9 protein-coding genes and 1 pseudogene are annotated in these 13,923 nt (G+C 59.2%); 1 reads left to right on the forward strand and 9 read right to left on the reverse strand.

From position 1 onward, the window contains the following. Position 1: 1 nt before the first annotated feature. The 8 genes and pseudogenes from AC07VU_RS29865 to AC07VU_RS29900 all read right to left on the reverse strand — a co-directional run bounded on the left by AC07VU_RS29865 (position 2) and on the right by AC07VU_RS29900 (position 11,625). Positions 2–1,807: a DUF1302 domain-containing protein gene (locus tag AC07VU_RS29865; RefSeq protein ID WP_495030995.1), complete on the reverse strand. Its 1,806-nt coding sequence runs from the start codon at positions 1,805–1,807 to the stop codon at positions 2–4. Between the two features lie 208 nt (positions 1,808–2,015). Beyond that, entirely contained in the window at positions 2,016–3,716 is a 1,701-nt protein-coding gene (locus tag AC07VU_RS29870) for an AMP-binding protein (RefSeq protein WP_495030984.1), read from the reverse strand. Between the two features lie 19 nt (positions 3,717–3,735). Beyond that, the gene (locus AC07VU_RS29875; protein ID WP_495030985.1) at positions 3,736–4,854 is read right to left on the reverse strand and encodes a CaiB/BaiF CoA transferase family protein; all 1,119 of its coding nucleotides are present in this window, start codon (positions 4,852–4,854) and stop codon (positions 3,736–3,738) included. A 51-nt stretch (positions 4,855–4,905) separates the two neighbouring features. Continuing rightward, the gene (locus AC07VU_RS29880) at positions 4,906–5,967 is read right to left on the reverse strand and encodes an NAD-dependent epimerase/dehydratase family protein (protein WP_495030986.1); all 1,062 of its coding nucleotides are present in this window, start codon (positions 5,965–5,967) and stop codon (positions 4,906–4,908) included. A gap of 224 nt (positions 5,968–6,191) precedes the next feature. After that, positions 6,192–7,373: a lipid-transfer protein gene (locus AC07VU_RS29885; protein WP_277588692.1), complete on the reverse strand. Its 1,182-nt coding sequence runs from the start codon at positions 7,371–7,373 to the stop codon at positions 6,192–6,194. A 64-nt stretch (positions 7,374–7,437) separates the two neighbouring features. Beyond that, positions 7,438–9,579 carry an SCP2 sterol-binding domain-containing protein gene (locus tag AC07VU_RS29890; RefSeq protein WP_495030996.1) on the reverse strand — a complete coding sequence of 714 codons (2,142 nt, stop codon included), beginning with the start codon at positions 9,577–9,579 and terminating at the stop codon, positions 7,438–7,440. After that, positions 9,556–10,449: pseudogene (locus AC07VU_RS29895) on the reverse strand (SDR family oxidoreductase); the annotation flags it as partial. The pseudogene AC07VU_RS29895 and the gene AC07VU_RS29890, both read right to left, overlap by 24 nt. 36 nt (positions 10,450–10,485) lie before the next feature. Further along, positions 10,486–11,625: an acyl-CoA dehydrogenase family protein gene (locus tag AC07VU_RS29900; RefSeq protein ID WP_495030987.1), complete on the reverse strand. Its 1,140-nt coding sequence runs from the start codon at positions 11,623–11,625 to the stop codon at positions 10,486–10,488. A gap of 116 nt (positions 11,626–11,741) precedes the next feature. Here AC07VU_RS29900 and AC07VU_RS29905 point away from each other — a divergent pair, with 116 nt between their 5' ends. Beyond that, complete coding sequence (locus tag AC07VU_RS29905; RefSeq protein ID WP_277588695.1) at positions 11,742–12,773, forward strand: AraC family transcriptional regulator; 1,032 nt, start codon at positions 11,742–11,744, stop codon at positions 12,771–12,773. A 72-nt stretch (positions 12,774–12,845) separates the two neighbouring features. Here the strand turns inward: AC07VU_RS29905 and AC07VU_RS29910 are convergent, their stop codons facing one another. Continuing rightward, the gene (locus AC07VU_RS29910; protein WP_495030988.1) at positions 12,846–13,871 is read right to left on the reverse strand and encodes an AraC family transcriptional regulator; all 1,026 of its coding nucleotides are present in this window, start codon (positions 13,869–13,871) and stop codon (positions 12,846–12,848) included. Positions 13,872–13,923 lie beyond the last annotated feature (52 nt).

Here is a 13,923-nt window from a genome sequence, read left to right on the forward strand (position 1 = left end):
CTTAGAAGTTCACGCCGAAGCTAAGCGCAACGAAGTCGCGGTCGGTCGAAGTGTTGAAGTCGCCACCAAAGAAGTTGGTATAGGACAGGCTGGTCATGTAGGTGTTTTGGTACTCGGCATCCAGGCCCAGGCTGACGGCCTTGTTGCCTTCACTGAACACACCGTTCGGGCCATAACCATTGACGTCATGCGACCAGGCGATACTCGGCTTCAGGTTGATACCAGCGAAGGCATTGTTGTAATCCCAGATGGCACGGGCGCGATAACCCCAGGAGGTGGCGGTAACGAAACCATCATTGTTGCAATTCTTGCTGACGTTCTCCGCGGTCGAGCTACCCAGAGTGCTGGTGTTCAGCGCGGTGCAGGTATTGATCGGGCCGGTTGCCGGCAGCGATCCGGGGCCGAACACCGGGTCGCGACCGTAGCGCGCCTTGGAGCTGCTTTCCAGGCCACCGACGTGACTAACCCCTACTTCACCAACCAGCGTCAGACGCTCGGCGCCCATGACCTGATCGAAGAAATGGGTGAAAGTGGTCTGCAGCTGGGTGATTTCCTTACGACGATAGCCATGCATGTCCTGGCCTGGCGTACCGTCCAACACCGAGGCGTTGGCGAACAGACCGCCCAGAGGGCCGACTTGGGCGAACAGGAGGTCGGTGGTGTTCAGTTGCACGGGGGCATTCGGTCGGTAGCTGACCTCACCGCTCCAGGCCGTGCCGGTGGGCAGGGTGGTGGAGAAGCTCAGGCCGTACAGGTGGATGTCTTCCGGATACTCTATGAAGTACTGTGAGTTGCCCGCGATCACTAGCGGAGCCAGCGCACCGAGGCGTGGTGCCGACGCAAAGGCTGCCGGCGAAGCCCCTGTGGAGCTAAGGGTCGGTAGGCGGCTGTGGTAGTTGACGAAGAAGGCGCCGAATTCGGTATTCAACTCCTCGGCCGTGTAGCGAAGGGCCAGACCATATTGGCCGTCGTCATCTGCATCGCGGTCAGGACCGCGAGGTATTAACACTCCTTCTTCATTGACGTTTACACCGAAGCGCCCCAAGGCAGTAAGAGCAGCGGCAGGCAGTCTCGAACGCTTATTCAGTACTCGCATATCGCCGCAGCCATCGGCCACGACATCCACCTGGGAGAAGAAGGTGCCGCAGTTGTCGATGACCGTCTGGTCCCATTCCAACTGATAGAAGGCCTCGGCGGAGAGGTTCTCGGTCAGGCCCTGCGACAGGTAGAACATGTTGACCGGGATCAGGCCCTCCTTGACCTCGGCTCCCGGGCGGCGGAACGCCGAGACGTCGATCGGGTTGATAACGTTGATGCCGTTCGGGATAAAGGTGCTCTCACCCCAGCTCACCACCTGCTTGCCGAGGCGGACGGTGCCGGGTCGATCAGCGATGTTGTAGTTGTGGTAGACGAAGGCATCAAGAATCTGCGCGCCGGAAGATTTTGCGCCCTCTTTGCGGCCTCTGTCGTCGATATCCTTGAATGGACGGCTCTCGTCCTTCAGCTCGAAGTCATACCAATACTTACCGCGAACGAACACACCGGTGTCACCGTACTTCAGCTCGAGATCGTGGATGCCCTTGAAAATTTTCGAGAAGGTCTCGCCCTTCTTGAAGTTCAGGCGGCCGTCATCGGAGGTCTGCGACAGCCCGTCGCCACCGTTGTTGACCCCGATCAGGTCCTTGTTGGCTTTCTGGGTCGACCAGCTGGAACCGACCGACAGCGAGGAGTCGAGCTGCCCCTCCAGTTCACCTATTGAGAAGCTCGCTGCCCAAGCGGGCGCACTCAGCGAAAGCGCCCACAGCATGGCAATGGGTTGATAGGTACGGCTGTTGGATATTGTTGTCTGCACCTGTGCTATCTCTCTTGTTGTTATGTGAAGGACTAAGCAAATGGGTGGATTAGCAACGATCGCGTGAACCGAGAGGCACTGCGGGTGAGGGGGGTAGCGTCCAATCGGTGTGGCCCGCTTGTTCCGTGAGTGTTCATCGCAGCTTTTCGTGGAGGTGGAATGATCAGTCCCAGATCACCGCCTGGCCCTGTCGACGCCAGGTATCCGCCTTGGGCAGAAAGCGCCATTCCACCACGGCCCGACGCACTTTCAGGGTAGGGGTGAGAAAGCCGTTTTCCGTGGTCCAGATATCATCGAGCACGACCAGATAATCCAACTGCTCATGTTTTTCGAGCTGCGCATTGACGGTTTCACGCAACTGCGCCAGTGAGGCCGTGAGCGCCGCGCGCGTGACAATTCCCTGTCTCAGTGCATTACGCACGGTCTCGGCGAGAATAAGCAGGGCAAAGGGCTGGGGACTTTCCGGGCCGGTGACGCACACGGTCTCGATCTGCGGATGATTGGCCAGCAACTGCTCAATGGGTACGGGCGCGACATACTTGCCCTTGCTGGTCTTGAACAACTCTTTGATGCGGCCGGTAATGCGCAATCTTCCTTCTGCATCTATTTCACCCCGGTCACCAGTGCGGAAGAAGCCATCTTCTGTCGTCTCTTCGGCGGTTCTCTGTGGGTCTTTGTAATAGCCCATCATCTGTCCGGGGCTGCGCACCAGAATCTCACCCTCCGCAGAGAAGCGGCAGCTCACGCCCGGCGCGGTCGAGCCGACGTAGCCGATACGGACAGCTCCGGGGCGGCTGGCATGTGAGGTGGCGAAATTCTCCGACATGCCATAACAGTCGAGCAGTTCCAGGCCTAATCTGCGATACCACTGGATGATGTCTGCCGGCAGCGGCGCCGAGCCGGTGAGGGCAACCCGCACAGCATCCATGCCCAGTTCCTTGAGAATGCGACGCTTAACCAGGGACGATAGAACAGGCGTTGCAAACAACAGCCGCTGCAGTCTGAGCGGCAGCTTGTTCTGGATGCCCTGGTAGAATTTGGTCCACAGCCGCGGGACCGACAGGAATAAAGTAGGCCGGGCCCGTTTGAGATCGACCTGGAAGGTCTCCAAGCCCTGGGGGAAAAACACCTGACACCCGAAATACAGGGAGGGTGCTTCTACGATCGCCCTCTCGGCCGCATGGGCCAACGGCAGATAGGAAAACATACGGTCATCGTTGTTAAAGCTATAGAGCTCGCCTAACGATTCGCAGGTGGCCATCATGCTGCCGAAGCTATGCATGACGCCCTTGGGGCACCCCGTGCTGCCGGAGGTATAGATGATGGTGGCCATCCGGCTTCTGTCGGGCATGGCTGGCTTTTCCAGGGGGGGCTGCGTCCGCATGATGCTGTCCCATTGCGCAACGTCCACCCTTGGCGACAGCGGCAGGCTGACCAGGGGGAGATCGGTCGGCAGGCTGTCCTCGATCTGCTTCCAGCTGTCACTGATGCCGTCCAGCTTACCCAGGACCATCAGGCGGATCTCGCTATGCTCGATGATGTAGCTCGCCGTTTGCGCATTGAGCGTCGGATACAGCGGCACGCTGACATGTCCCGCTAGCCAGATGCCGACATCCGCCAGGATCCAGTGCGCACTGTTGCGGCCTAGAAGGCCGATAGAGCTACCCGGCGGCAGATCCTGCGCCTGTAGCCAGCCCGCAAAACACCGTGCCTGGAACCAGGCTTGACCCCAGGTGATATTGAGGATCGAACCATCCGGCATGGGTTGGGTCAGGTAGTGACGCTCGGGCTGCGACTGCGCCCAGTGCCGAAAGCGATGCAACAGGGTTTCTTCTTGTTGTTGTGTTGTGACATACGCGTTCATACAGACTCCACTCGACAGATCAGGCGCTGGCTTGGTTTTGCAGAGCCGTCAGAATGCTTTGGTTGTCGGCGCCCAAGTCCGGGGCTCGTCCCACTCGGACATGGCCGTCACTGAACCGTATGGGCAAATCGAAAGCGGGTTTGCCGCCGTCATCCAGAACCATGCCGCGCGCCCTGACCTGTTCGTTCTGCAGGGCTTCGGTCGGGTCCAGCACGGAGGTGACACAGGTGTCCAGGGCGGCCATTTTGGCTTCCCAGTAGTTACGTGGTTGGGTCAGGAAAAGGGTTGTCAAAGCCTCGCGCAAGGGTTCGCCGGCCTTCCCTGGGGCCGCAGCCAACTGCATGAGGTCGGGCCGCTCCGCCGCCAGGCAGATCTGTACGAAGAATTTGTATTCGACCGCACCCACGGCGATGTAGCGGTCGTCCGCGCAGCGATAAATCCGGTAATTGGGTAGGGCTCCGGTCAGCATGTCGCAGCCGCGCTCGAGGGGGGCGCCTATCACCCGCTGCGTGGTCAGGGTCATGACCTGTAAGGCCAGGGTGCCGTCCATCATACTGACATCGACAAAGCTGCCGATGCCGGAGCGCTGGGCACCCACCAGCGCTCCCAGAATGCCGATGGCACAGGTGAGTGCCCCACCGGCGAGGTCCGCCACCTGGAAGCCGCCAGCAGCAGGATCACCATCGGCCACGCCAGTCTGGTGCAGCTCGCCGGTATAGGCGCGGTAGTTAATGTCATGACCCGGCCGCTTGGCGTAGGGGCCTGTCTGGCCATAACCGGTCAAAGAGGCATAGACCAGGCGCGGGTTGATGGCCTTGAGCGCCTCATAGCCGCAGCCCAGCTTGTCCATAACGCCAGGGCGGAAGGATTCAATCAGCACATCAGTCTCGGCCACCAGCGCCTTGAAGCGTGCCACGTCGTCGACCTGTTTGAGGTCCAGCGTTACCGATTTCTTGCCACGGTTGACCTGAGCAAACAGCTCTGGTGAGAGAACCCGACAATAGTCGCCGATCTTCGGCTCTTCAATCTTGATGACCTCGGCACCCATCTGCGCCAGATATAAGGTGCAAAAGGGGCCAGGCAGCAAGCGGGAAAGATCCAGCACACGGGTGCCGGCGAGCAGGGGGTTAGTTTTCATCGAACCTCTCTCCAGTGAATATGATCAGGGCGTAGCGTGTTTGCTGCGGGCTCATGGAGATGCCGCGGGGGCAGTCTGTTGAAAGCGTTCCACGGCTTTCTGTTCGGTGATATAGCCGTGCTCCACGAACCAGCCCAGCGCATCGCGCAAGGTCTGCTCCAAAGGGCGCACCACCAGCCCTAGCTCGCGCCGGGCTTTGGCGGCGTCGCATACCAGGCCGCGTCTACTGAGATCGATTTCCGCCGGTGTCAGCAGGGGCGGCTTGCCGGTGAAACGGGTGGCCAGGACCATGGCGTGGGCCACGGGCCAGAGGAGCATGGGTGACAGCTCGACGATGGTCCGTCGTAGGCCGCAGAGACGCAGCACACGACGCAACATGTCCTTGTAGCGGTAGTTTTCGCCACCGAGGATGTAGCTTTCGCCGCTACACCCTTTTTCCAAGGCCAGTACATGGCCCATGGCGCAGTCGCGGACATCGATGATGTTCATCTCGGAACTGGGCGCCAGGGCCAGCGGCAGGGTGAAAATATCCGTAATCAGACGGCCGGAGGGGGTGGGACCGACATCGCCGGGACCCATGGGCACCACCGGGCAGACGATGACCACATCCAGGCCGCGCGCCGCATAGGCTTCGGCCAGCACATGTGAATCGTGTTTGCTCCTGGCATACGCCTGATTGCCGAGAGCAAAGGTGAATTGCTCCGTGCTGACGATATCCAGACCATGACCGGCGAAACACGAGGCCGAGCTGGTATACACGACCCGCTTGACCCGTTGTTTCAGGCATTCCTCCAGTACCAGACGGGTTCCCTCCACGTTCACCCGTTGCATCAAGGACATATCAGGCAACCAAAAGGCATAGATGGCGGCGAGGTGGAAGACCACATCGCAGTCGCTGACAGCACGTGCGACATCGGCTGCATCGGTGATGTCGCCGACCATCAGCTCCACCTCATCCAACCCATTCAAGTTGAGCAGGTTTTCCCGGGGCAAGTGCAGGACCCGCAAGGCGGTATCCGGATAGCGCTCGCGTAATATCTTCACGACATTCGAACCGACGAAACCGGCGCCGCCAGTGAGGAGAATGCGTTCAGGCTCTTCGCTGAGACTCATGTTCGACTCCGTTGTCGGAATAAATGTTTATGATTCAAGCAGCTCAAGATTGAGGCGCCTGACCGGGGCTTCCGAACTCTGCCTATCGACGCAGGAGCCGTCGGTTGTGTCAAAACGCCCGTCTTATGGCTCCGGCTGTGCCTAATACATCGCTATTGCTGCTCCTTTATGGCGATGATCGGAGGAACGGGAGTCGTCCCGGTTCCTCCACGGCCTGGTAACACTCAATCGCGACGGTACATCGTGATCACGCACGCCCCACCGAGTCCGAGATTGTGTTGTAGGGCGATGCGTGCTCCCTCGACCTGGCGTTTCTCTGCTTGGCCGCGCAACTGCCAGACCAGCTCCGTGCACTGGGCCAGGCCGGTGGCGCCGAGGGGATGGCCTTTGGAGAGCAGGCCACCCGAAGGGTTGGTGACAAACTTGCCGCCATAGGTGTTGTCGCCGTCCCAGATGAATTTTTCGGCGCCACCTGCGGGGCAGAGACCAAGGCCTTCATAGGTCAGCAACTCGTTGGCGGTGAAACAGTCGTGCAGCTCGATGACGTCGATGTCTTCGGGACCGATGCCGGCCGCTTCATACACCTGTTTTGCGCCGTTAACGGTCATGTCGTAGCCGATCATCTTGATCATGCTGCTTTCATCGAAGCTGCTGGAGTAGTCAGTGGTCATGGACTGAGCGGCGATATAAACCGGGTTCTTGATGCCGTGCTTTTTCGCAAACTCATCCGAGCACAGAATGGCGGCACCGGCGCCACAGGTGGGTGGGCAGCACTGGAAACGGGTCAAGGGATCGAACACATCGTCCGAGGCCATGATTTCTTCCAGAGACAGCACCTGATTGAACATGGCGTAGGGATTGTTGCTGGCATGCTTGCGCGCCTTCACGGCGATCTGGGCGAAAGTTTCGCGCTTGGTACCGTATTTCCAGCGGTATTCGCGACCGGCACCGCCGAACATCTGTGCGGCCGGCGGGGACTGGTTAAAACCCTGGGCGTCCATCATCACCTGGACGTGCCGGCCCATGGGCGGTTCGCGGTCGTTGAACTTGGCGGCTAGCGCGCCTTTTTCCATTTTCTCGAAACCGATGGCAAGAACACACTCGGCCAAACCACCTTCGACGGCCTGGCGCGCGAGGAAGAGGGCGCTGGAGCCAGTGGAGCAATTGTTGTTGACGTTGACCACCGGAATACCGGTCAGGCCCAACTCATAGACTGCACGCTGGCCGCAAGTGGAGTCGCCGTAGACATAGCCGGCAAAGGCCTGTTCGACGTCTGCGTAGGGCACTCCGGCATCGGCCAGGGCTTTCTGGCCGGCCTCGCGGGCCATTTCATAATATTCCGGGCTGCTACCGGGCTTGGCGAATTTGGTCATTCCTACGCCAATCACATTGACACGACGCTTCATGGTGTTTTCCTTTTAGAGTTCTTGGAAACCGGCGGTGTGAGCGTCACACCGCCGATCGCATGCTTCAGGCCAGCTTGAGGAAAGCTTCCAGCGTTTTGATCAGGCCCAGGTCGCCGTGGACCCTTACCCGGCCGTGCTGGAACAGCGACTGCAGTGAGTCCGTGCCCTTGATCAGCGTCTCCAGGTCTTCATCGGCGAACAGCAGCGTAGTGCCTGCCTCGGCGGTGCCGGCTTTGAGCACCGGGTTGGCGTTTGAGTAGTCCAGGGTCCAGGCGCTGTCGGGTTCGGCTACCTGGAAGGCGAGCACATGCCCCTCGGCGACCTTGACCAGCTCCGGAGACTTGGCAAGTAGCTCGCTGAGCTTTTGGAACACAACCTCGGCCCGATCGACTTTCGCCGCAGCGGCAGGAACGGTGGCTGCGTTCGGCGCACTGGCACCGCCGGCGAGGCGCTTGGCCACTTCAGCTTCGACCAGCTTGGGGTCCATCCTTTTGAGGAATTCGAGCTTGGAGGCCGCCATCATATTGCCGGCGATCTTCAGCTTGCCGGCGAAGAACAGCTTCTGCGCATCCTCACCACCCACGCACATCCCCACGAATTGCTCGTCAGCCGTGGTCAGGGTCACATCGGGCTTATCGGCGGTACCCGGTGCCACGGTGCCGACCTTGGCGTCGACGATCCAGGAGGTGTCGGGGTCTTTCAGGTTGAACTGGAACACCGTGTTGGCAGCTGTTACTTCCGCCGGGTTGGCGGCCAGATAGACGCCGACGGCGTTGAGGATGTCGACGCTGGTGGGGCCGGTCGGCTGTGCGGCAAGCTGCTCGGTCGCTGGGGCGGCAGCAGGCGTATTCGCGAGGCGCTTGGCGACTTCGGCTTCGACCAGCTTGGGGTCCATCTTCTTGAGGAACTCGAGCTTGGAGGCCGCCATCATATTGCCGGCGATCTTCAGCTTGCCGGCGAAAAACAGCTTCTGTGCATCCTCACCTCCCACGCACATGCCGATAAACTGATCTTCATCGGCCGTCAGCGTGACATCAGGTTTGTCAGCGGCGCCCTGGATTACCTTGCCGACCTTGGCGTCGACGGTCCAGGAAGCGTCCGGATTTTTCAGATTGAACTGGAACACCGTATTGGCCGCTTGCACTTCGGCCGGATTGGCAGCCAGGTAGGCACCGATGGCGTTGAGGATGTCGGCGCCGGTAGGACCAGTGGACGGTGGAGCCGCTACGGCAGCCACACCTGCGGCAACAGGCTCGGCCTTGGCCTTGGCGAGCGGAATCTGCTCATACAGTTCGACCGCGGCATTCTTGATTACGATCTCGTCGCGTTCCTTGACGCGGGTTTCGAGCAGGATGTGGGTTTCGCTTTCCTTCCACATACGGGTGACCAGGGTTTCACCCGGGTACACGCTCTTGGCGAAACGCACCTTGATGCTCTTGAAACGACGCGGGTCGTTGCCGAGGAAGCTTTGCACGACATGGCGGCCGACATAGCCATAAGTGCACAGGCCATGCAGGATGGGCCGATCGAAACCAAAGTTCTTGGCGAACTCGGGATCGATGTGCAGGGGATTCCAGTCGCCGGAAAGGCGATAGATCAGGCTCTGGTTGTCACCGATTTTTTCCTCGACGATAGCGTCAGGCTCACGAGGCGGCGGCACGTTGATGTCGGCGCTGGGGCCGCGATCACCGCCCCAACCACCGCAACCGCGCAGGAAGAAGGTGATTTCGTTATAGGCAAGTTCCTCGCCGGTTTCGTCGAAGCTGTGCACATCGATGATGCCGATTGCGTCCTTGCCCTTGTCATAGGCAGTGCGCAGTTTGGCTTCGTGACGCAGCTTGGCGTGGGGCGGCAGCGGGCGCTTGATCTCGGTGTACTGTTCGCCATGGAGCACACGATCCAGCACATTGCCCATGCCTGGCAGTTCCTTGCCTTCCATCATCATCTGCATGAAACCGTTGAGGGGCGGAATCACGCCATAGGTGGGCAGAGCGTAAAAAGTGTCGCCGCGTTCGTACAGATACTGCAGACCCTTGGCATCCAGCGGGTTGGCGCCAACGCCAACGCCAAGCGCATAGAGTGAAAGGTCGCGCTCGTCATAGGCGTTTTCGATCACCACCGGCTTGGAAGCCTTGGCCTTGTCGAGGTCCAGGAACTGGTTGCCACCGAGCTTTGGATTGTTGATGTTGTCCATGGCCGCCACCATGGAGTCAGCGACAGTGGTCGGGAAATCCGCGTCGGCGAAGTCTCCCACCTGATCCCACTTGGCGGCCACGTCTTCGATGTCGATGGGGCTGGAAAGGCGAAAGCCCACGCCCTTGGTGCGCTGCCAGCGCAACTTGTTGATGATACCGGCACCGACTTCGAACAGGCCGCCATTCTCCTCACAGGTTTCATGGCAGAGCCAGCCCACTAGCGGGCTGACATATTCCGGCTTGAGGCCTTCGAGAATTTCCGGCGGCAACACGGTTTCCGTCAGGCGCGAGGCCGCGATCGGAGCAATGGTATTGACGTGAATGTTCTTGCTGCCGCCTTCCACCGCCAGGGTCTTGGCCAGGCCAAGCAGGCCGAGCTTGGCGGCCGAATAATTGGCCTGGCCGAAGTTGCCGTAAATGCCGGCGGCCGAGGTGGTCATGATGATGCGGCCATAGCCTTGCTCGCGCATGATGGCCCAGGCAGCATGGGTGACGCTCATGCTGCCCTTGAGATGGACGCGATAAATCAGGTCCCAGTCGTCCATGCTCATCTTCAGGAAGCTGGAGTCGCGCAGGATGCCGGCATTGTTGATAACGATATCAACCCTGCCGAAATTATTTACGGCCGTCTGCACGATGCTGGCGCCGTTTTCCACCGAATCGTAGTTGGCCACGGCTTCGCCACCGATGGCCTTGATTTCTTCGACTACCTTGTCAGCCGCCGCAGAAGACTGGCCACCGCCATGGGCGCCGCCGCCCAGATCGTTAACCACCACGCGAGCGCCACGAGAGCCGAACATGAGCGCGTATTGACGCCCCAGCCCACCGCCAGCACCGGTCACAATGACCACCTTGCCATCAAAACGTAATTCTTTTGACATGATAAAATCTCTTGACATTGGAGGTTGCAAGCAGCGTTACAGGGTGCGAGCGATGATTTCTTTCATGATTTCGTTGGTGCCGCCGTAGATGCGGGAGGCGCGCATGTCGACATAGGCACGCGCCACCGGGTACTCCAGCATGTAGCCGTAGCCGCCGTGCAGCTGCACGCACTCGTCGATGACCTTGCAGGCCAGGTCGGAACACCAGTATTTGGCAATGGCGGCATCGTCGATGCCGAGCTCGCCTTTGAGCACCAGTTCCAGGCAGCGGTCGACATAGATGCGGGCAATCGCCAGCTCTGCCTTCATTTCGGCCAGCTTGAAGCGAGTGTTTTGGTAGCTGGCCACGGGCTTGCCGAAAGCCTTGCGATCGCGGGTGTACTTGAGAGTCTCTTCAAACGCGGCCTCGCCAGCAGCCACCGAGAAAATCGCGATAATCATGCGTTCCCAGGCCAACTCCTTCATCAGCATGAAGAAGCCTTCACCCTCTGTGCCCAACAGGTTTGCCTTGGGTACACGCACATCGTCGAAGAACAGCTCACAGGTATCCTGGGCCTTCATGCCGACTTTTTTCAGCGGCTTGCCCTTGGTAAAACCCGGGCTGTTCGCCTCGACCAGCAGCAGGGAGATATTTTCCGCCGTACCGCCGGCGACGCCGGTCTTGCACGCCACAATTATCAGATCCGACAGATAGCCATTGGTGATGAAGGTCTTGGAACCGTTCAACACATAGTGATCGCCATCCAGCATCGCCGTGGCCTTGATGGCCTGCAGGTCGGAGCCGGTGCCGGGCTCGGTCATGGCAATAGCACCCACCAGCGCCCCTGTAGCCATGGGTGGCAGGTACTTGAGCTTCTGCTCGTGGGAGCCGAAGTTATTGATGTAATTGGCGACGATGTCGCTGTGCAGGCCGAAGCCTAGGCCAGTGGCACCGGCCTTGGTGGTTTCTTCGAGCTGCACCACGCTGAACAGGCGGTCTGCGCCGATGCCGCCATATTCCTCGGGCATGGTCTGGCACAGATGCCCCAGCTCACCAGCGCGATTCCAGATGCTGCGATCCACATGCTGCTGATCTTCCCAGCGCTCATGATGGGGCATGATCTCATCGGCCAGAAAACGCTTGACCTGACGGCGATATTCTTCGTGCTCGGAGCTAAACAGGGTACGAGAAATCATTCAAACCACTCCACTCAATTGGCGGAGTGACTATGTGGCCATTTTTCAGATTTCAGTCAGTGATGGTTATGCCATAGTTCTTGACAAATCAGGCCAAGCTCGTCGAGATAAAGGGCATGAAAAAATCAAGAAAAATAAGTAATTCATTCGTTATTTCTGTTGCCTATATCCGGCACTTGCTGCAAATAGGTGCTGACTGGGGCGTGTCCGAGCAGGAGCTATTGAGGGGGTGTGGTTTAAGTCACTCAGAGCTGCAACAACCGGATGCCCGCATCACGACGCGGGAAGCGGGTCTGATCACACGACGCCTGATTCAATTGAGCGGCAGAAACGATATCGGCATGGAATACGGCATGCTGATCCGCCCGACCTCGCACGGTTTTCTGGGTTATGCCGTCATGAGCTGCGCCACTCTGGCCGAGGCTATGCAGGTTCTGCACAAGTACCATTCCCTGCATTTCAACGATTTCACACAGACCGTCGAGGTGAGGGATAAGGAAGTAGTCATTACCCTTACCGAGAGCTATGACTTCGGTCCCATGCGTCAGGTTTTCTTTGAAGCCTTTCTTGTCTCTACCTGCCAACACATGGCCTATCTCATCGGGCGGGAGCTCGCGGGTTTGAAGGTGCATGTTGACTGGTCCAGGCCTGCCTATTTTGATGCATATCAGGCGCGCCTGCCGCTTTGGGAATTCAAGCAGGCGCACATCCAGATCCGCTTCCCCCGGAGCTTTCTGTCCCTTCCTTTAATCATGGCCGATCCCCATGCCGTCAGGCATGCCTTGGCCCAGGTGGAAAAGGAAGCTGCTGCCCGAGCGATGGCGGACAGTCCGGATATCGTTCCACGCGTGCGGGCGGTCTTGCAGACAGGCATCGACGGGTATCCGTCCTTGGCTGATGTGGCAGACAAGCTCTGTGTTTCCGAGCGCACGCTCAAACGTAAGCTCAGCGAGTCAGGTAGCAACTTCCAGAGTCTGCTGGATGATGCGCGCCGGCGTCAGGCGATGGAGTTGATCAACGCAGGACAGCTGCGTCTGCAGCAGATTGCGCAGGTTCTGGGATACACCGACCCGGCAGCGTTTACCCGGGCCTTTAAACGCTGGACGGGCGAAAGACCCAGCGACGTACGAAAGGGGCGGCTCACATAATCGCGAGGAAGGAGGGGAGAGATAGCTGGCTGCCCAAGCGTAATCCTTCTGCCTTACAAGCAAGCCCCGTTCTCATGACTTACCGATCATGGTGCGCCGATAGGCAAAGGGGCTGCATCCCGTCCAGCGCTTGAAAGACCGGCTGAACGCACTCTGCTCCGAGAAGGCCAGCATCCAGGTGATTTCCGTCAGCGCGAGCCGGGGATCTGCCAGATACATTCGCGCCAGTTCCAGTCGGGTCTGGTCGAGAAAATCACGGAAGCCAAGCCCGCGTTCTTGTAGACGTCGCTGCAAGCTTGCTCGCGACATGCCCATGCCTTTGGCGACATGGGCGATAGTCGGCTGCCCCTCATGCAGCGCCCGGACGAGCAAGGTGTGCAATGCGGTGAGCATCGCATCACGGCGCGTTAGTTCACCCAGCCGGGTCTCCGCTCGCCGCTCCGTATAGTCCCGCAGACTGTGATTGCTTGTGCGTATCGGCAGGGCCAAGGAGAGACTTGAAAAGCTCAGCGAGGCGGCTGGCGCACCAAAGGTCACAGGGCAGTGGAAAAACTGCTCGTACAAACTGGGTTGATCTGGTGTCGCCCCCCCCATCTCGACCGCGATCGGATTGACTGGAGCCTCGCACAACAGGCGCGCCAAAGTGACCAGACAGACCAGCCCGGTTTCGTGGCTCAACTGGACCATGCGGGATTGCGTGGGCATGCCTTCGGGCACTAGCCAGCGTATGGTCAAGGTGTCTGCCGTGCGTGTGATCGGCACGACAATGCCACCCCATGCCAGCGCATAAAAGCGGCTGAGGCGCTCGAAGACCTCACCAAGGTTGTCGGAAGACAGACAGAGATAGCCCAGCATGCCGAAGTGGCGTGCCTGAGCATAGCGACCAATGCCAAGGCCCAAGGCAGGTTTCGGGTAATCACGGCTGATCAGGGCAAGAGCGGAAACCCACTCGGTGATGGGGATGTGGCCGTCGGCTTCCCAACTTGCAATACGAGTGCGGCAGGCCGTCGCCGGCAAGCCTTCGGCATCCAGATAATCCTTCAGTAGACCGCCGAGACCGCCGCTTAGCAGGACGTCCTGGTAGGGGGAGTTTTTCATATGAGGCAATATGTCAAATGTTAGAGGCCATTTGTCAATAATGACCTGGGAT

The organism is Pseudomonas sp. GW821-FHT02B10, assembly GCF_059421865.1.